The organism is Streptomyces sp. TM32 (assembly GCF_004122755.1).
In the GTDB taxonomy this organism is placed as follows: domain Bacteria; phylum Actinomycetota; class Actinomycetes; order Streptomycetales; family Streptomycetaceae; genus Streptomyces; species Streptomyces sioyaensis.
Window position 1 is genome coordinate 38,545 of sequence record NZ_SDIG01000005.1, and the last position, 16,823, is coordinate 55,367.

The 16,823-nt window shown below is 69.0% G+C and carries 18 protein-coding genes and 2 pseudogenes; 10 read left to right on the forward strand and 10 right to left on the reverse strand.

Translation table 11 applies throughout. The features are described 5' to 3' along the window. Window positions 1–19: 19 nt before the first annotated feature. Window positions 20–496, reverse strand: a complete 477-nt coding sequence (locus EST92_RS31925; protein ID WP_254068417.1) for a (2Fe-2S)-binding protein — start codon at window positions 494–496, stop codon at window positions 20–22. Window positions 497–979: 483 nt separating this feature from the next. Here EST92_RS31925 and EST92_RS02285 point away from each other — a divergent pair, with 483 nt between their 5' ends. The 4 genes from EST92_RS02285 (at window position 980) to EST92_RS02300 (ending at window position 5,816) form a co-directional block, all read left to right on the forward strand. Then, the gene (locus EST92_RS02285; RefSeq protein WP_129279302.1) at window positions 980–1,969 is read left to right on the forward strand and encodes an ABC transporter substrate-binding protein; all 990 of its coding nucleotides are present in this window, start codon (window positions 980–982) and stop codon (window positions 1,967–1,969) included. A 95-nt stretch (window positions 1,970–2,064) separates the two neighbouring features. Further along, window positions 2,065–3,069, forward strand: coding sequence for an iron ABC transporter permease (locus tag EST92_RS02290; protein ID WP_254068428.1), 1,005 nt, complete (start codon window positions 2,065–2,067; stop codon window positions 3,067–3,069). A gap of 53 nt (window positions 3,070–3,122) precedes the next feature. Continuing rightward, window positions 3,123–3,914, forward strand: coding sequence for an ABC transporter ATP-binding protein (locus tag EST92_RS02295; RefSeq protein WP_254068430.1), 792 nt, complete (start codon window positions 3,123–3,125; stop codon window positions 3,912–3,914). 1,005 nt (window positions 3,915–4,919) lie between these two features. Next, a complete protein-coding gene (locus tag EST92_RS02300) occupies window positions 4,920–5,816 on the forward strand; it encodes a C1 family peptidase (RefSeq protein WP_254068419.1) in 897 nt (298 codons plus the stop codon). Between the two features lie 320 nt (window positions 5,817–6,136). Here the strand turns inward: EST92_RS02300 and rpsR are convergent, their stop codons facing one another. Genes rpsR through rpmG form a run of 4 tightly spaced genes read right to left on the reverse strand, consistent with a single transcriptional unit; the run spans window position 6,137 to window position 8,019 of the window. Next, window positions 6,137–6,376 carry a 30S ribosomal protein S18 gene (rpsR, locus tag EST92_RS02305; RefSeq protein WP_129279304.1) on the reverse strand — a complete coding sequence of 80 codons (240 nt, stop codon included), beginning with the start codon at window positions 6,374–6,376 and terminating at the stop codon, window positions 6,137–6,139. Window positions 6,377–6,411: 35 nt separating this feature from the next. Next, the gene (locus EST92_RS02310; RefSeq protein WP_129279305.1) at window positions 6,412–7,569 is read right to left on the reverse strand and encodes a GTP-binding protein; all 1,158 of its coding nucleotides are present in this window, start codon (window positions 7,567–7,569) and stop codon (window positions 6,412–6,414) included. Further along, entirely contained in the window at window positions 7,566–7,850 is a 285-nt protein-coding gene (locus tag EST92_RS02315; protein WP_129279306.1) for a type B 50S ribosomal protein L31, read from the reverse strand. The genes EST92_RS02310 and EST92_RS02315 overlap by 4 nt, the downstream gene beginning before the upstream one ends. A 4-nt stretch (window positions 7,851–7,854) precedes the next feature. After that, the gene (gene rpmG, locus EST92_RS02320; protein WP_026252351.1) at window positions 7,855–8,019 is read right to left on the reverse strand and encodes a 50S ribosomal protein L33; all 165 of its coding nucleotides are present in this window, start codon (window positions 8,017–8,019) and stop codon (window positions 7,855–7,857) included. Between the two features lie 84 nt (window positions 8,020–8,103). Between rpmG and rpmB the strand changes: the two genes are divergently transcribed. Next, entirely contained in the window at window positions 8,104–8,340 is a 237-nt protein-coding gene (gene rpmB, locus EST92_RS02325) for a 50S ribosomal protein L28 (RefSeq protein WP_129279307.1), read from the forward strand. Next, the gene (gene rpsN, locus EST92_RS02330) at window positions 8,340–8,645 is read left to right on the forward strand and encodes a 30S ribosomal protein S14 (protein WP_129279308.1); all 306 of its coding nucleotides are present in this window, start codon (window positions 8,340–8,342) and stop codon (window positions 8,643–8,645) included. Before rpmB ends, rpsN begins: the two co-directional genes overlap by 1 nt. Before the next feature lie 279 nt (window positions 8,646–8,924). On the opposite strand, the pseudogene EST92_RS31930 reads toward rpsN, so the two are convergent. The 3 genes and pseudogenes from EST92_RS31930 to rpmF all read right to left on the reverse strand — a co-directional run. Beyond that, window positions 8,925–9,069 (reverse strand): annotated as a pseudogene (locus tag EST92_RS31930) ((2Fe-2S) ferredoxin domain-containing protein); the annotation flags it as partial. Between the two features lie 104 nt (window positions 9,070–9,173). Continuing rightward, the gene (locus EST92_RS02340; RefSeq protein WP_129279309.1) at window positions 9,174–10,367 is read right to left on the reverse strand and encodes a GTP-binding protein; all 1,194 of its coding nucleotides are present in this window, start codon (window positions 10,365–10,367) and stop codon (window positions 9,174–9,176) included. 67 nt (window positions 10,368–10,434) lie between these two features. After that, on the reverse strand, window positions 10,435–10,611 hold the full coding sequence (gene rpmF, locus EST92_RS02345) for a 50S ribosomal protein L32 (protein WP_129279310.1): 177 nt from the start codon (window positions 10,609–10,611) through the stop codon (window positions 10,435–10,437). 432 nt (window positions 10,612–11,043) lie between these two features. Here rpmF and EST92_RS02350 point away from each other — a divergent pair, with 432 nt between their 5' ends. After that, window positions 11,044–11,736 carry a hypothetical protein gene (locus EST92_RS02350; protein ID WP_129279311.1) on the forward strand — a complete coding sequence of 231 codons (693 nt, stop codon included), beginning with the start codon at window positions 11,044–11,046 and terminating at the stop codon, window positions 11,734–11,736. A 332-nt stretch (window positions 11,737–12,068) separates the two neighbouring features. Here the strand turns inward: EST92_RS02350 and EST92_RS31935 are convergent. Then, window positions 12,069–12,236 (reverse strand): annotated as a pseudogene (locus EST92_RS31935) (DoxX family protein); the annotation flags it as partial. A gap of 56 nt (window positions 12,237–12,292) precedes the next feature. Then, complete coding sequence (locus tag EST92_RS02360; protein WP_161981693.1) at window positions 12,293–12,787, reverse strand: cupin domain-containing protein; 495 nt, start codon at window positions 12,785–12,787, stop codon at window positions 12,293–12,295. Window positions 12,788–12,867: 80 nt separating this feature from the next. On the opposite strand from EST92_RS02360, the gene EST92_RS02365 reads away from it, so the two are divergent. From EST92_RS02365 to EST92_RS02380, 3 genes are all read left to right on the forward strand, one after another. Then, complete coding sequence (locus EST92_RS02365) at window positions 12,868–13,719, forward strand: LysR substrate-binding domain-containing protein (RefSeq protein WP_254068426.1); 852 nt, start codon at window positions 12,868–12,870, stop codon at window positions 13,717–13,719. 474 nt (window positions 13,720–14,193) lie between these two features. Continuing rightward, window positions 14,194–15,738, forward strand: coding sequence for an FMN-binding glutamate synthase family protein (locus tag EST92_RS02375; RefSeq protein ID WP_129279313.1), 1,545 nt, complete (start codon window positions 14,194–14,196; stop codon window positions 15,736–15,738). 121 nt (window positions 15,739–15,859) lie between these two features. Beyond that, window positions 15,860–16,672, forward strand: coding sequence for an alpha/beta fold hydrolase (locus EST92_RS02380; RefSeq protein WP_129279314.1), 813 nt, complete (start codon window positions 15,860–15,862; stop codon window positions 16,670–16,672). Window positions 16,673–16,823: the final 151 nt, after the last annotated feature.

Here is a 16,823-nt window from a genome sequence, read left to right on the forward strand (position 1 = left end):
CGGCTTCTGCGCAGGACGACTACGTAATGGCCGAGTTGACGCGCTCGGCGCCGCGTGAAGAGTGCCCCCTGCGGTGGAGAACGCACTCGTCGCAGTATCCGGAGCCCGAGACCCGGTAGTAGAGGCAGCAGTTGTGACGACGGTATTCGAGGGGGTCGAGGATGAGGGTGCCCGCGCTCGCGAGGGGCTCCCGTTCCAGTAGGGCGGTGGCGAGCGGGAGCGGCGGGTGCGGGGCATGCGGAGCGCGCCTGGTCAGAGTGCGTACGGCGCCCATGAGCGCGGAGGTGGCGTTGCCCTGCAGCACCTTTGGTGAGAGTCCGAAGTGCCGGCGCATCGCCTCGTCCAGTGGCCGCAGGTGGCGTACGACGATGCTGTCGTACAGGGCGTCGGGCAGGTCGTCGCCGCGGGACACGGCAGGCATCTTGGGCAGCCAGAGGTCGATCGGGCCGGAGGCGGCCGCCCGCCACCACAGCCGTTCGGGCGCGAGGTCGGGCACCTCACCTGTCAGTACGGTGGCGGCCAGGGCGACCGACCACAGGCGGGCCGCCGTTCCGATGTGGAGGGCCGGAGGCGGCCACCCGTTGCTGGTCGGTGCCGAGTCGTGTGCCCATGGCAGTGACGGAGGCTTCCAGCGCCCTCTGTTCCCTGTGCAGGTCGATAAGCGGTGAGAAGTCCGCGGCATCGGGCCGTGGCCCGCTGGACACCTTGAAGTAGGGACCGATGGCGGAGATCTGAGCGAGTATGACCGTGGTCATCATGGGCGCCTCGCCCGGGTCGGTCGCGGAAGGAAGCGGGATGTGCGCGGCCGCCGGGGCTGGTTCGCGTACGCCGGGCTCATGCATTCGCGCGCCCTCTCTCCTCACGCTCGCTCTCAGCCTCTCTTATTGCATCAGTGTCGCAGTTACACATAACTTGCGGAACCGTGGCCTCCCGCGATGCGGCGTGCGTCGCTTCCTGAAAGAGCCTGGAAGGAACACGAATGAAGAGCAGACGCTCGCTGCCGTTGCTGCTGACCGCGCTGGTGGCCATCTCGGTGTGCGGCTGTGGCGGTCCCGCCACGCAGACCGACGCCTCGTCCGAGGGCCCCGCCCCGAAGGGGTTCCCCGTCACCGTGTCCAACTGCGGTGTGCGCACCACCTATCAGCGCCCGCCGCAGCGGGCCGTCGCACTCAACCAGCACGCGACCGAAGTCATGCTGGCACTCGGTCTGGAGAAGTCGATGGTGGGCACAGGGTACCTGGACGACAAGATCCTCCCGAAGTACCAGGACGCCTACAGCAGGGTCAAAACCCTGTCGAAGGAGTACCCCTCGTTCGAGACGCTTCTGGCCGCCGAACCCGACTTCGTCTACGGCGGGTTCGCCAGCACCTTCGACGAGAAGGAGGGGCGCAGCCGCGCCGCCTTGCGCACGGCCGGGATCAACACCCACCTGAACATCGGGGAGTGCTCCAAGGGTCCCGTGCCGATGGACCGGATGGACGAGGAGATCCGTACCGTCGCCAAGATATTCGGCGTGCCCGAACGGGCCGAACGGCAGGTGCGGAGTCTGCACACCGTGCTCAACGGCGTCCAGCGCAAGCTCTCCGGGGCCTCGCCGGTCAAGGTCGTCGTCTACGACAGCGGCGACAAGACCGCCTTCACCGCGGGCGGCAAGGGCATCGGTAACGAGGTGATCAAGCGGGCCGGCGGGACGAACCTCTTCGCCGACCTGAACAAGCCCTTCGGTGACGTCTCGTTCGAGCAGGTCGCGCAGCGGGCCCCCGACGTCGTCATCATCTACGACTACGGCGACAAGTCGGCCGAGGCCAAGAAGAAGTTCCTGCTGTCCAACCCAGCACTGAAGGACGTGCCGGCGATCAAGAACAGCCGCTTCGCGGTACTGCCGCTGTCATCCACCGTGCTCGGCGTGCGGGTTCCGTCGGCCGTGGAGTCGCTGGCCCGCCAGCTCCACCCGGGGCGCTTCACGTGACCGATGTGCAGGAGGTGGCCGGGGCGGTCGAAGGGCCCGGTAAGCGGGGGACGCCCGGGCCACTCGCCAAGCGCCGGCCCGGGGTTCCCTACTCCTTGGTGCTCGTCGTACTCGGCGTCGTGCTGGTCGGTGCCGCTACGGCCGGCATCGCGGTGGGCTCGATCAGCATCCCGGCCGACCAGGTCTGGAGCATCCTGCTGCACCGGGTGCATCCGGCGCTGGCCGAGCCGACGTGGACCCCGGTGCGCGACACGATCGTCGTCGACGTCCGGCTGCCCCGGGTACTGCTGGCCGCAGCAGTGGGCGCGGGACTGTCCGTGTCCGGAGCGGCGCTGCAGGCCCTGGTCCGCAATCCGCTGGCCGACCCGATGCTGCTCGGCGTTTCGTCAGGCGCGTCGGTCGGGGCGGTGCTCGTGCTGGTATTGAACGTCACGCTGTTCGGGATGTTCTCGCTTCCCGTCGCGGCATTCTGCGGGGCGCTGGCCGCGCTCGTCGCCGTCCACCTGCTGGCCCGTTCCGGCGGGAGGATGACCACGGTGCGGCTGGTGCTGGCGGGCGTGGCCATGGCCGAGGTGCTCTCCGCGCTGGCCAGCTTCCTCATCGTCACCTCCAACGACCCGCACAAAACCCAGGCTGCACTGCGCTGGATGCTCGGCGGGCTGGCCGGCACCACCTGGACGACGGTGTGGATCCCCGTGGGTGCGGTCCTGCTGGGGACCGCGGTCCTGCTCGGCGTCTGCCGCTCACTCAACCTCCTGCTGGCCGGGGAGGAGGCCGCAGCGGCCCTCGGCCTGGACGTGCACCGCTTCCGGGCCGCGCTCTTCACCCTTGTCGCGCTGATGATCGGCACGATCGTCGCGGTCAGCGGGCAGATCGGCTTCGTCGGGCTGATCATGCCGCACGTGGTCCGGCTGCTGGTGGGCGCCGACCATCGCCGTGCACTGCCGGCCGCCGCGCTCCTCGGCGCGGCCTTCCTGATCGCCGCCGACCTGGCCGCGCGCACCATGATGAGTCCGGAGGAGATACCCGTCGGCATTCTCACCGCCCTGGTCGGCGGCCCGTTCTTCCTGTGGCTCATGCGACGGAAGGCGGCCCGGTGACGACCATCGAGACAGCCGCGGCCGGGACGCTCGACGCCCAAGCGGTCTCCGTCGTGGTGAACGGCACAACCCTGGTCGACCAGGTGTCCCTGCACGTGGCGCCCGGCGAGATGGTGGCGCTCGTGGGTCCCAACGGGGCCGGAAAGTCGACGCTGCTGCGCACCTTTTACCGGGCGCAGCGTCCCACCTCCGGGCGGGTGTTGCTGGACGGGACGGATGTCTGGCGGATGCGCGGCAAACGGCTCGCGCAGCAACTGGCGGCCGTTTTGCAGGAAACCGCCGGGGACTTCGAGCTCACCGTGTACGACGTGGTCGCCATGGGCCGCACGCCGCACAAGCGGGCGTTCGCGGGAGATGACACGGACGACCGCGACATCATCCTGCGAGCGCTGGAGGAACTGCACGTCGGCGCCCTGGCACACGCGCCGTTCGACCAGCTCTCGGGCGGGGAGAAGCAGCGGGTCCTGATCGCCCGTGCGCTCGCACAGCGCACGGGAACGATGGTGCTGGACGAGCCGACCAACCACCTGGACCTGCGTCATCAGCTCGATGTGCTGCGGCTCGTCCGGAGGCTGAGCGTCACCGCCGTCGTGGCGCTGCACGATCTCAACCTGGCCGCCTCCTTCTGCGACCGGATCTGCGTGATGGATGGCGGCCGGGTGGTCGCGAGCGGAAGCCCCGTGGAGGTGTTCACGCCCGCGCTGCTGGCCGAGGTCTACCGCGTCGAGGCGGAGGTGACCGAGCATCCGCGCACCGGCGTGCCGTACGTCACCGTGCTTCCCGGTGTGGACGCGGCGGGCAACGGCAGCCCGAACGGAGGAAAACAGGCCGGGCAAAGCGGGTGACCGCAGGAGAGAGACGAGCCGGGACCGGTCGGGCGGCCGTCGGCCGCTGCCCCGCGGGACCGGTCCGGATTTCTGTGTCGCGTCTGGTCGGACGCTGCTGAGCACACAAGCAGCGGTGAGGGCCTCAGCCCCAGCCGGTGCGGGTGTGATGCCGAGGCGCTCGACACCCGCGTCCTGGTCAGCGCGCGTACAAGACGGCCGGCAGCCCCGGGCCGGCCGTCGCATCGGAACGTTGCGATAGCGAGCATGCGAAGTACACCTGGTACACCTCAAGGAAGTTCACTAAAGCCTGCCGCAAACCAGCTCGGTAAGCAGGTATTGAACCCGGCTGGACAAATCCATTTGGTGCTCTCGTGGCGGTGGGGCCACAACGCGGGAAGCCGCGCCGACTCCATAACTCAGCGCGGTCGCAGGGTAGTTACCAGTAACCGGACAACCCGGTCGGCGACGTCCTTGACCGGGTTTACCTGCGGGAATGCATGGAGCGGCAAGTACTTGCAGGTAAACCTGAAAGACCATCCAGCAGTGACGCCTGGATGACGCGGTGAATAAATTGCTTGGTACCGAGCATTGACTGGGAATACAGGGCCTTGCTTTACTTCTGCGCGGGTCGACGGCCGGACCATCAACCGAATCCCCCCACAGCGCCGTTGAGCGACCCTGGCGTCTCCCACCCCCCTTCACTCGGCATGACTGCGACCAGTTTCCAGGCATGACCGGACCTTCGTATTGGCATGTTCCTGACACAGGAGCCCCACCGTGCCACCTCCCCCACGCCCGCGCGGACCACCCATTGGCGTCGTGCTTTCGCGCTCACCGGATCACAGATCCGACAACAGCCAGCCGCCTTGCGGTGATGCAGCCATGCCTCGATCCGCCGCTCGTGAAATCCCCGAGCGCAACGGCAATTCGAGCAGTGGGCTGCACTCGCGATGGTTTGGCGCCCTCACGACCGCAATCCACCACCCCTGCCGCTTTCAGCAGTTCACATCAAGGAGTCGAAACGTGCGTATCAAGCGAACCCTCAGCGTCGGCACCGCCCTCGCGGTGTCCTGCTTGGCGACTGTGGTCGCCACCAACGCGACCGCGGCCAATCCCGCGCCCGTCCATTCCCAGCAGCACGAACACGGAATGGGCCTCGACCTCGCCGCGCTCAGAGCGCACAAGGCCCCCAAGTCACCGGTGAAGCACGGGGCGTTGCAGGCACCGCGCACGCGGTCCGGTGACGTACCGTCGAGCTTCGACCTGAGCACGTACGCGCTCTCGCCCGGAGACCAAGGAAGAGTCGGTTCCTGCGTCACCTGGGCCACCGGTTACTCCGGCTACGGCATATTGATGAAGGAGCAGGGCATCAGCGGCTCCCCGATGGCGCCGATGTTCATCTACTCGCAGATCGCTCAGGGCAACGACCAGGGCACCTGGGCCAGCGTCGCACTGCCCATGGAACAGAAGCAGGGCATCGACACCAAGGACGACTACTGGCAGGGCGACTTCGACTACACGACCCAGCCCGACGACAACGAGCGTGCGAACGCGGCACACTACACGTTGTCGGGGTGGACACAGCTGCCTACGAGCGGCTCGAAGGCCAAGGCCGCCATACAGGACGCGATATCGCAGGGCATGCCGGTGCCGATCGGGTTCACAGTGCACAAGAGCTTCATGGACATGGACGCCGAGACCGCGTCGAGCTACAGCTACCTCCCCGGGAAGTCCAACAGCGACCCGGTCGAAGGCGGGCACGAGGTGACCATCGTCGGCTACAACGACAAGGGCGTGAAGATCGAGAACAGCTGGGGCGGCAACTGGGGAGACGGCGGCTTCTTCACCGTGCCGTGGAGCTTCTTCGACACCGGTGACGTCGATGAGGTCTCTGCCATGGGGAAGCTCGTCAAGAGCTGATGCACGAGGTACCTCCCCGGTCCTCGCCGGGACCGGGGAGGTGCCGCTCCACGAGCCGCTCGCGTGGGCCGCAGCGGGTGCGCCGGTGCTGGTGCTCGTCGAGGGAGAGGCGGGAACGGGCAAGACCGGGTGGCAGCCAGCCGGGCCGAGAACGACAGCCTCACGCGCCTGCGGGGAGTTGCCGCAGACCACGGTGCGCAGGCCCCGGACCGGCCCTCCGCCGAGGCTCACGCGCCCACCCCGGCGATCACGGTCACGAGTGTGTGGGCGGCCCGGCGTCCCCACGCCACTGCCGGCGGAATGCTTCGCATCGAGGTCGGTTACCGGGAGCCGTAGGGGATGAGGGCCATCTCACGGGCGTTCTTGATGGCGCGGGCCATCTGCCGCTGCTGCTGCTTCGTCACATGGGTCACCCGGCGGCTGCGGATCTTGCCGCGGTCGGAGATGAACTTCCGGAGCAGGTTGGTGTCCTTGTAGTCGATGTACGTGATGCCTGCGGCGTCCAGCGGGTTGACCTTGCGCTTGACGGCCGTGGACTTGAGGTTGCTGCGGCGGGCCATACAGGTCCTTTCTCAGGGTTTCGGGCGGTACGCGTTCAGCCGACCGGGTCGAGGAGTTCGTCGAAGGCGTGCGAGAGGTCTTTCCACGCCTCTGATCCGGCCGCGTACTCGGCGTCGGTCAGCAGGCAGGAGTCCAACAGGATCAGCAGGTTCTCCCGGTCGAGTCCGGGAGAGGTGAAGGTGAGGTGCTGGCAGCGGTCCCCGTGTTCCGAGTGCCAGTCCAGCGAGGCCGCGATGCGGCGTTCCGCGGGCACCATCTCCCATGCGGCGTCCGGCAGCGCGGCCAGCCAGGGCCCGGCGGACTCCACGCACAGCGCGCCACCGGCGGCGTCCCACGCCAGTAGCGTGTCGGGGCGGTCGGCCAGCCAGAACCGGCCCCGGATACGGGCTGCGGCGCAGACCAGATCCTCCAGGGCCGCGTAGAGCCGCCCGGGGTGGAACGGTCGGTCTCGCCGCCACACGAGAGTGTCGACGCCGTGTTCGTCGGCTTCCTGTGGCAGCAGCGCGCAGGACGGATGCTGCCGTGCCGCTGCGGCCTCGACATCGAACCCGGCCAGCAGGGCGGGACCGAGCGTGCCCTCGCCCACCCGCCAACGCCGTGCAGCCGGGGTGAGTTGGGCGAGCAGTGCGAGGTCGGCGTCGTCCGCCGGTTCGTCGCCTTCGGCGAGGGCGAGCACCGTGGGGTACTCGATCTGCCGGGCGAAGGTGTCGGCGATGGTGCGCTGATCGGTGGGAGCAGCGGCGAGACCGGCCTCGGCCAGATCGTCCCCGTTCGACAGGTACGGCAGGACCAGGGCCGGGTCGACCGCGGTGGCCACTCCGGTCAGCTCCAGCGCTTCGCTCTCGGCCGCGATGACGGCGGCCATGGCCTGCGGCTCGACGGAGTCCCACAGTTCGACGACGGCCAGCCGGTACGTTCCGGCACCGGCGAGCCGCACCAGTTCGGGAACCAGGTCCTCGCGCAGCGCGCAGCATGCGCAGTCGTTGACCAGGGGCGTGTGATCGCTGCTGACGGGACCGTCCAGATCACGGATGGTGCGATGCACCGAGCCTTCGGGTCCGGCCGACAGATCGTGGTGGAGTACGACGGTGCCGGGCACGGAGCGCAGGATGTCGCCGACAGCCGCACGCCGGGCGCCTTCGCACAGTCCGCCGACGATCGCCACGGGCAGGCGGGGCGAAGCAACGCTCACCGTTCCCTCCGCCCGTAGCGGCGTTCGCAGCGCTCCACGCGGCCCGCCGTGTCCAGGACCCACTGGGTGCCGGTGGAGAAGGGGTGGCTCGCCGAGGAGATCTCGACGTCGATGACGGGGTAGGTGTTGCCGTCCTCCCACTCGACGACCTTGTCACCGGTCGCCGTGATGGGGGCACCTCCCATGCCCTTGAGGCAATGGGGGAAGGTCAGGAAGGCGTGGTCGGCGGCTCGGTCGCGGAAGACGACAGGCCGGTACTCGGGGTGGATTCCGGGCTTCATGGGGTCAGCGCTCCTCGCGGAAATCGACGTGCCGGCCGACGACCGGGTCGTACTTGCGCAGCGTCAGCCGGTCCGGGTCATTACGGCGGTTCTTGCGGGTCACGTAGGTGTATCCGGTGCCGGCGGTGGACCTGAGCTTGATGATCGGGCGTAGTTCGTTCCTTGCCATGCCCCGCAGCATACACAAGTGGTTTTCATTTTCATTAAGGTGCTACGGTGCCGCGGTATCGACCACCACACGACAAGAGGGGCCATGTCCGCTCACTGCCAACTCACCGGCCGGCAACCCGGCTTCGGTAGGGCGATCTCCCACTCACACCGTCGCACCAACCGGCGGTTCGACCCCAACATCCAGCGCAAGCGCTACTGGCTACCCAGCGAGAACCGCCACGTCCGGCTCACGCTCAGCGCCAAGGGCATCAAGACCGTCGACGCGATCGGCGTCGAGGCCGCCGTGGCCCGCATCCGCGCCCGAGGAGGAAAGATCTGATGGCGAAGAAGAGCAAGATCGCCAAGAACGAGCAGCGACGCGAGATCGTCGCCCGCTACGCCGAGCGCCGCGCCGAGCTGAAGGGCATCATCGCCAACCCCGCCACGCCCGACGAGGCACGCTCAGCCGCCCAGCAGGAGCTGCGCCGCCAGCCACGTGACGCCAGCGCCACGCGGGTGCGCAACCGCGACGCCGTCGACGGCCGCCCCCGCGGCCACCTGCGCGCCTTCGGCCTCTCCCGCATCCGCCTGCGCCAGATGGCACACGCCGGCGAACTCCCCGGCGTGACGAAGAGCAGCTGGTGACAGCCACCAGGCCGACCTGACACCCAACGGCCCACCCGTTGCCGCCGAGACCGGATCCGGGCGCCAGATGCGGGGCGCCATGCCGTCCGGGTCCCCCGGGCGACACCTTCGCATCAGCCCGGGTCCGCGTCCGCAGGCAGATCGCGCGCCCCGAGCCGCAGCTGCTCGATGCGATACGGGCCGTGGTCGCAGCCCCTGAGGAACGCGGTCCGCGGCCGGCAACCGTGCGGACGTTCCCCGCAGTTCCCGGCGGCGGAGTACGGGCCGATGTCGCGGGCCGCACGGTTCGAGGCAGTCGCTCGTACGGACCGCCAACCGTCCGCCGGACTCCGTGGTGGCCACCAGCAGCCGCTCCGGCTGCCACTGGTGGTCGATGCCGGGGTGCTTGCCGTGCGCTGCCGCAGCAGCCCCGGCACACCACCAGTGCGCCAGGCGTTCAGCCCCTCTCGCCTGGACGGCACGAGACCGATCAAGCCGCCGGGGCACACCGATCCGGCACGGTCCAGGTGTCCGGCGATCAGGTCCGCTTCAGTCCGCGTGGAGGTACTCGGACGCGGGCTCGTGCTCACAGGCGTCGTCGATGCCGTACGTCTCCCAGGACGGGAACGGGTCGCACAGCCCGGCAACCGACTCACCGTCGTTGAGGAGGCAGGCGGTGAGCCGTTCGGCCAGAGCCTCCTTGCGCAGGCCGGTGCCGATGAATACCAGCTCCTGCGCCTGCTGCTCCCCGCTGCGCACCCCGGCCGGCTCGAAGCGTGCGACGACGCCGGCCTGGGACCACAGCCCGGTGACGGCGGGACGGGTGGCAAGCCGGAAGAAGCCTTTGGAACGCAGGATGTCGCCGTACGCTCCGCCGTCCAGGTCCTCGGCGACGAAGCGCCACAACCGCTCGGGGTGGAAGGGACGATCGGCGCGGAAGACGAGGCTGGAGATTCCGTACTCCTCGGTCTCCGGGACGTGGTCACCGTTGAGTTCGGCGACCCAGCCCGGGGCCTGCTGAGCCTTCTCCACGTCGAAGCGCCCGGTGCCGAGAACGCGGACCGGGTCGATCTTCCCGTGGCTGACGGGCACGATCCGGGCGGAGGGGTTCAGCCGGGCCAGCGCGGCTCGCAACCGGTCGGCTTCCGCGTCGGTGACCAGGTCGAGCTTGTTGAGCACAATGACATCGGCGAACTCGACCTGGTCCATCAGCAGATCGCTGACCGTGCGCTCGTCGTCCTCGTACTGGTCGAGGCCCCGCTCCGTCAGTTCGTCTCCCCGCGCCAGCTCGGGCAGGAAGTTGGCGGCGTCGACGACCGTGACCATGGTGTCCAGAGCCGCGACGTCCGCGAGCATCGCGCCGTCGTCGCGCGCGAAGGAGAACGTGGCGGCCACCGGCATGGGCTCGGAAATGCCGCTGGACTCGATGAGCAGGTAGTCGAACCGGCCCGCGCGGGCGAGCCTCTCCACCTCCTCCAGCAGGTCGTCCCGCAGCGTGCAGCAGATGCAGCCGTTGGTCATCTCCACCAGCCGCTCCTCGGTACGCGACAGCGCCGCTCCCCCGTCCCGCACCAGCACCGCATCGATGTTGACCTCGCTCATGTCGTTCACGATCACCGCCACACGCAGCCCCGCGCGGTTATTGAGGACGTGATTGAGCAGCGTGGTCTTCCCCGCGCCGAGGAATCCGGACAGCACACTGACGGGCAGACGGCGGGGGGACGGCGCGGCGGGGGCTGACACGGGACGGCTTCCTCGGTTCTCGTACGGAGCGGGGTACGGGGGTGGTGCTGTGGCGGCGGACGTGCCGTCAGCTCTTCCCGGGCAGCGGCAGCAACCCGCGTTCGTAGGCACGCACGAGGCGCCGGGGCACCTGGTATTCGACACCGTCCACGTGGATCGGGGCGAGTTCCGGAGTGCTCGTCTTCCACTGCGCGCGGCGGTGGCGGGTGTTACTGCGGGACATCTTGCGCTTGGGCACGGCCACGGCGGAAACCTCCGAGAGATGGATCGGGAAAACGGGTTGACCCCCGAAGCTACATGAAAACGAATGTCGTGTGCAAAAACTCCGCGGTGGAGCTCGATCCACTTCGCAGCCGACTCCTGCTCGCCACCATCGGAGACGACCTCGCGGGGTGGCTGCTCATACGCCGTGCCACGCATCCCCGTCAGGGCAGTCACCCGGAGTCGTGACCGCGCCGTTGCGCTCGCAGGGCATCGGCGGCACCAACGGCGCATGCCGCCAACGAGGATGCAGTTGAGGGCAGCGGTGCCCGTACCCAATTGTTATGCGGGACGAATGGGGCGAGCAATGAGCTATGTGGCATAAGCGTTTTGAGGTGCCTTGACGGTCTCCTGGGGGCGCAGGAAGCTGAGCCGCCCCCCACGGCAACCCTCCTCTTCTCCCAATGGAATGCCCATGCGCCCGTTTGTTTCCGCAGGCACGCTCACGGCCGCCGTGGCCTCGGCCCTGCTGATCGCCCCTTCTGCGTACGCCGCTACGCCCGGCGACAACGGCACCGTGAAGATCCACGACGCCAAGACCGGCGAGGAACTCCGCAAGAACGAGCCCCACGTGTGCACCTTCTACCTCGATGCCTTCGGCTTCGACGGCGGCCAGCAGGTCGACTGGCACATCGAAGCCTGGGCCCCGACCGCCGACGTCAAGGGCACGACCGTCAAGACCGGTTCCCTGACACTCGACGACGAGGGGCACAGCCGTACGCAGGACCTGTCCCTGCCCGACGGCCACTACAAGCTGTTCTGGAACTTTGACGGCGAGCACGGCCGGGCCAAGCACAAGGTCTTCTGGACCGACTGCGAGGACGACACCCCCCAGCCTGGCGGCGGCAAGCCGTCGGCATCCGCCACCCCGTCCAGCCCCGCGCAGTCGATCGCCTCGCCCACGTCGTCCGCCACCGCGAGCGCCACCTCAAGCGCCGTCCCAGCACCTGCTGCGCCCTCGGCTTCCCCGTCCGCACAGGGCGGCGGCAACCTCGCCGAGACCGGCAACGGCGCCCCCGTCGGCCTGCTGTCCACGGCAGCTGCCATGCTCCTCGCAGCTGGCGGCTACCTCGCGTTCCGCCACCACCGCAAGGCCCAGCAGCACTGACGTCCGGCGCCCCTCCTGGATGTGCCCTCGGCGGGGACATCCAGGGCAAACAGTGCATGGACAACACTGCGGACCAGCGAGAAGTACAAGCGTAATTCCCCCTGGTCCGCAGTGGTTTCGCGGTGACGCCTCAGGTCAGGCCGTGTACCGCCCCATTTGATCCTCCACTGGCGTGCGGTCGGCACTCCATACCTGCGGTTGGCGTGTCTGTCACCGAAGCCGGGTTCGGTCGTGCTCGGCCCGTGGTTGCTGGGCCAGGCAGTGTGCTGCTGCCTCGATCGCTTCCGTACAGTGTCAGCGCGATGACGGTCGGCGCGACGCCGAGGCCGACGACCGAGTATTTCGACCACCCCCAGCGCCCTGAGGGCGGGCAAGGGGATGCGTTCGACCCAGGCCATCATCGGTCGGAGCTGATCGCGGCTGCGGATCACCTTCAGCGTGCCCGCAGAGAAGTAGGAGAGGGCGAGCAGTCCCGCGACGATCCAGTAGGCGATGTTCATCGTGCCCGTTCATGATTCCCGTTGGGTCACCGGTTCACGGGGACCCGTCGGCTGCTTCAGGCAACGTCGGTGGCAGGCTCGGTCGCGTAGCGGCTCATCGCGTCGAAATTGGCCTGTGGCGTCAACGGCCGGCCGCCGGCGAGCACCGTCTGGAGGTCTCGAAAGTACTGCACGTACAGGTCGGGGGTGAAAGTGCTGAGCATGACAGCAGGTTGGTGGGACGGGTTGGCGAAGGTGTGCGGGGTGCCGGGCGGAACCATCACGAGCGTGCCCGCGGTGGCGTCGTGGTCCTCGTCCCCGACGGTGAACCGCACGGTGCCGGAGAGGATGTAGAAGCCCTCGTCGTGTTGGGCGTGGCGGTGCTGCGGCGGCCCCTGGGTGTGCGGGGCGAGGACGGACTCGGCGATCGCGAGGCGGTGCCCGGTGTGGCTGCCGTCCTCCAGAACGCGCATACGCGTGGTGCCCAGAACGATCGTCTCGCCGTCGCCGGGACCCATCACCGATACGGCGGGGGCGGCCTGCGACTCGCTGGTTTTCGCTTCTTCGGTCATGCCCCGAGTGCACCGCCGGGGACCCACGGCTGTCCAAGACCCGTCCCGCAGCGCCGATACGCCGTAGGTATCGTTGCAGCGTGGAGCTACGGACCCTGCGCTACTTCGTGGCCGTCGCCGAGGAACTCCACTTCGGCCGGGCCGCCACCCGACTGCACATGAGTCAGCCGCCGTTGAGCCGGGCGATCAAGCAGTTGGAGGCCGAAGTCGGGGCCCTCCTGTTCGCCCGCTCGCCGGCCGGCGTCACGCTCACTCCCGTGGGCGCGGTGCTGCTCGGCGAGGCACGGGCCCTGCTCGGCCATGCCGACCGCGTCCGTGTACGCGTGAGCGCGGCAGCCGGCGCCGCGACCCTCACCGTCGGCATCCTGGGCGACGGCACCGACCCGGGAGTGTCCAGGCTGGCCGCCGCCTATCGCCGAAACCATCCCGGCATCGACATCCACATCCGCGAGACCGATCTGACCGACCCGACGTGCGGGCTGCGCGCCGGACTGGTCGACGTCGCCCTGACCCGGGCGCCGTTCGACGAGACCGCGCTGACGGTGCGGACGCTGCGGACCGATCCGGTCGGCGTGGTCCTGCGCGCCGACGATCCGCTGGCCCGCCGCGACCGGCTGCGGCTGGCCGAGCTGAGCGACCGCCGCTGGTTCCAGTTCCCGCCGGACACCGACCCCGGCTGGCAGTCGTACTGGAACGGCGGCACGCCGCGCGAGGGCCCAGTGGTGCGCGCAGTCCAGGAATGCCTGCAGGCCGTGCTGTGGAACGGCACGGTCGGTCTGGCCCCGCTCGGACACGACCTGCCCGCGGAGTTGGCCGTGGTACCACTGACCGACATGGTGCCGAGCCGAGTGGTGGCGGTGTGGAACGAGGGAGACACCAACCCGTTGATCCGATCCTTCATCGAGATCGCGACCACCGCGTACCGCCGCTGAGCACCGGCAATCGGTGTTGCCGAGGCAGTGTTCGGGCCGGTGCAGCTGTCGGGCGGACGGCCGGCCCTGGGGACCCCGCCCTCGCAGACGCCGGTGAGGGGCATCAGCCGAGCCGGTGACGTCAGCCGGCGGCGAGTGCCGTGACGCCGCCGTCCACGGGCAGATCGGTGCCGGAGATGAAGCTTGCTGACGGGCCGACGAGGAAGGCGACGGCGTCGGTGGGTCTCGGCCGACGCTCAGCCGTTACGCCGTGTGAGGCGGGCGTCACCGTGCAGGGCCTGTTCCGAGGCGCCTGGACCACCCACCACTGGGAAGACCACCCCGCCCGCGCCCCTCGTTCCGGGCGAGCCCCTAGTATCACTTCGCGTTCTCCGACGAACGCTGACGCCCGCTTGGTCGTGCCCGCCGCCCAACGCCCGGCACGACGACTCCACTGCATGGCAATGGAGTCGAGCATCGAGGAGAGGAACGTTCATGCGCGCCCGGAGCATCGCCACGGCCACCGCAACAGCATTGGCGCTGGTGGCCGCTCGTGACCTTGTCCAGAAGAAGCACGCATTGCTCCGGAACTTCCCTGTGCTCGGGCACGCCCGGTACCTGTTGGAGACGATCGGGCCGGAGCTGCGGCAGTACATAGTGACCTCCAACGACGAGGAGCGCCCGTTCAGCCGTGACCAGCGCACCTGGATCTACGCGTCGGCGAAGGGGGAGAACAACTACTTCGGGTTCGGAACCGACAACGACGTCGAGCACACGCAGGGGCACGCCTACCTGAAGCAGCGCACGTTCGCCGGCACGTTGCCCGACCTGCACGACCCGCAGGCCCTACTGCCGTCCGCCAAGGTGCTGGGCGGGCCGCGCGGGCGCGCCAAGGCGTTCCGGCCGGCGAGCGTGGTGAACATCTCGGCGATGAGCTTCGGGTCGCTCTCCGGCGCGGCGATCACGGCGCTCAACAAGGGGGCGGCGCTGGCGGGCACCCTGCACAACACGGGCGAGGGCGGTCTCTCGCCGTACCACCGCAACGGCGGCGACCTCGTCCTGCAAATCGGTACGTCCTACTTCGGCTGCCGCAACGAGGACGGCAGCTTCCACATCGACAAGCTCAAGGACGTGGTCGCCGGCGCCCCGGTCAAGGCGATAGAGATCAAGCTCTCCCAGGGTGCCAAGCCCGGGCTGGGCGGAATGCTGCCGGGCGCGAAGGTGACACCGGAGATCGCCGGGATCCGCGGCATCCCGCTCGGCGAGGACTGCGCCTCCCCGTCGCGGCACACCGCGTTCGGCGACGTCGACTCGATGCTCGACTTCGTCGAACTGCTCGCCACCGAGACCGGCCTGCCGGTCGGGATCAAGAGCGCGGTGGGCGAGATGGAGTTCTGGCAGGAGCTGGCCACGCTGATGGCGCGGGGTGACCGTGGTGTCGACTTCGTGACCATCGACGGCGGCGAGGGCGGCACCGGGGCGGCGCCGCTCACCTTCTCCGACTCGGTGTCGCTGCCCTTCCGGATGGGCTTCTCCCGGGTCTACGGCGTCTTCGCCGAGCGGGGGCTGACCGACGACCTGACGTTCATCGCCTCCGGCAAGCTCGGCCTGCCCGAGAACGCCGTGGTCGCCTTCGCTCTGGGTGCCGACATGATCAACGTGGCCCGAGAGGCGATGCTGTCGATCGGCTGCATCCAGGCGCAGAAGTGCCACACCGACAAGTGCCCCACCGGCATCGCCACCCAGAGCCCGTGGCTGGCCCGCGGCCTCGACCCGACCTCGAAGGCCACCCGGGCCGCTGTCTACCTGCGGACCCTCCGCAAGGAACTGATGAAGGTCTCGGCGGCCGTCGGTGTCGCCCACCCGGCGCTCATCACGGCCACCGACATCGAGATCATGAACGGCGACTACGAGGCCCGCACCCTGGCCGGCGTCTACGGCTACAAGGACGGCTGGGGCGAGCTCGGCCCGCACCTCGCCGAGGAGATCACGGCACTGCTCACCACCACGCAGTCCTCCGACCAGAAGCCGACCGCCTGACGCGCCGATCAGGCAGGCACCGCGCTCGCCGCTCCCCTGCCCGGAGCGCGCGCGTGGCGCCGGCCGGTGGCACTCTTGTCTTGCCTGCTCCACGTACAGCCCCTGCCTAGGTGATCACAACATGAGCGAAAAAGTGAGATTCCCGAGCGTCGTCGGCCCCGAACTGGCCGGAGCGATCGACCTGCCGGACGGCGAGATCCGCGGCTGGGGGATATTCGTGCACGGATTCACGCTCGGCAAGGGCTCGCCGGCCGCGTCGCGTGTCAGCAAGCAGCTGGCACGCGAGGGGATCGGCATGCTGCGCTTCGACAACCTCGGGATCGGGGACTCCGACGGCGACTGGGGGGACGGTTCCTTCACCGTCAAGGTCCAGGACACGATCCGTGCCGCGGCCATGATGGCGGAGCGTGGGACTCCGGCAGACCTGCTGGTGGGGCACTCATGGGGAGGCGCCGCCGTCCTCGCCGCGGCGGCCGAGGCCACCGGCGTCCGCGCGGTCGCCACGATCGGGGCGCCGGTCGATCCCAGCCATGTCGAGCGACAGTACGACGCGGTCGTGGACCGCGTGCTCAGTGACGGGGCGCACGAGTGGTTCGTCGGCGGGCGGACCCTGGTCCTCAAGCGCGCCTTCGTCGAAGACGTCCGCCGTGCTCACCTGCGGGACCGGATCGGCGAGTTGGACCTACCACTCCTCGTCCTGCATTCGCCGACCGACGACACCGTCCACATCGACAACGCCGGAGAGATCTTCCGCGAGGCACGGCACCCGCGAAGCTTCGTCTCCCTCGAAGGAGCGGACCATCTCCTGACCGCCCGAGGACAAGCACAGCGAGCCGCCCACATCATCAGCGCCTGGGCCGACCAGTACATCCCCGGACCACAGCCCGCAGGAGCCACGTCTCAGGTGGCGAAGAGCTCGCCAAGGACAAGCTGACCCTCTACCAGCGGATCGGCCTCGCCCGATCCGCGCGTGGCCCGGCGGTGCGGGAGCGCCGGGCCGTGCGGATCTGGAGGGCGGCGCGAAGGCGGTTGTGGCCCCCGCGCCGCTTCGCGCTCGGCTTCCGATTGCGTCCTCCCAGGAAACC

What these genes read in the sequence shown, in the direction of transcription:
- EST92_RS02285 (WP_129279302.1), top strand. Translation starts at nt 980, where the DNA reads ATGAAGAGCAGACGCTCGCTGCCGTTGCTGCTGACCGCGCTGGTGGCC.
- rpsN (WP_129279308.1), top strand. Translation starts at nt 8,340, where the DNA reads ATGGCGAAGAAGAGCAAGATCGCCAAGAACGAGCAGCGACGCGAGATC.
- rpmG (WP_026252351.1), bottom strand. Translation starts at nt 8,019, where the DNA reads ATGGCAAGGAACGAACTACGCCCGATCATCAAGCTCAGGTCCACCGCC.
- EST92_RS02350 (WP_129279311.1), top strand. Translation starts at nt 11,044, where the DNA reads ATGCGCCCGTTTGTTTCCGCAGGCACGCTCACGGCCGCCGTGGCCTCG.
- EST92_RS02380 (WP_129279314.1), top strand. Translation starts at nt 15,860, where the DNA reads ATGAGCGAAAAAGTGAGATTCCCGAGCGTCGTCGGCCCCGAACTGGCC.
- EST92_RS02375 (WP_129279313.1), top strand. Translation starts at nt 14,194, where the DNA reads ATGCGCGCCCGGAGCATCGCCACGGCCACCGCAACAGCATTGGCGCTG.
- rpsR (WP_129279304.1), bottom strand. Translation starts at nt 6,376, where the DNA reads ATGGCCCGCCGCAGCAACCTCAAGTCCACGGCCGTCAAGCGCAAGGTC.
- EST92_RS02360 (WP_161981693.1), bottom strand. Translation starts at nt 12,787, where the DNA reads ATGACCGAAGAAGCGAAAACCAGCGAGTCGCAGGCCGCCCCCGCCGTA.
- EST92_RS02315 (WP_129279306.1), bottom strand. Translation starts at nt 7,850, where the DNA reads ATGAAGCCCGGAATCCACCCCGAGTACCGGCCTGTCGTCTTCCGCGAC.
- rpmB (WP_129279307.1), top strand. Translation starts at nt 8,104, where the DNA reads ATGTCCGCTCACTGCCAACTCACCGGCCGGCAACCCGGCTTCGGTAGG.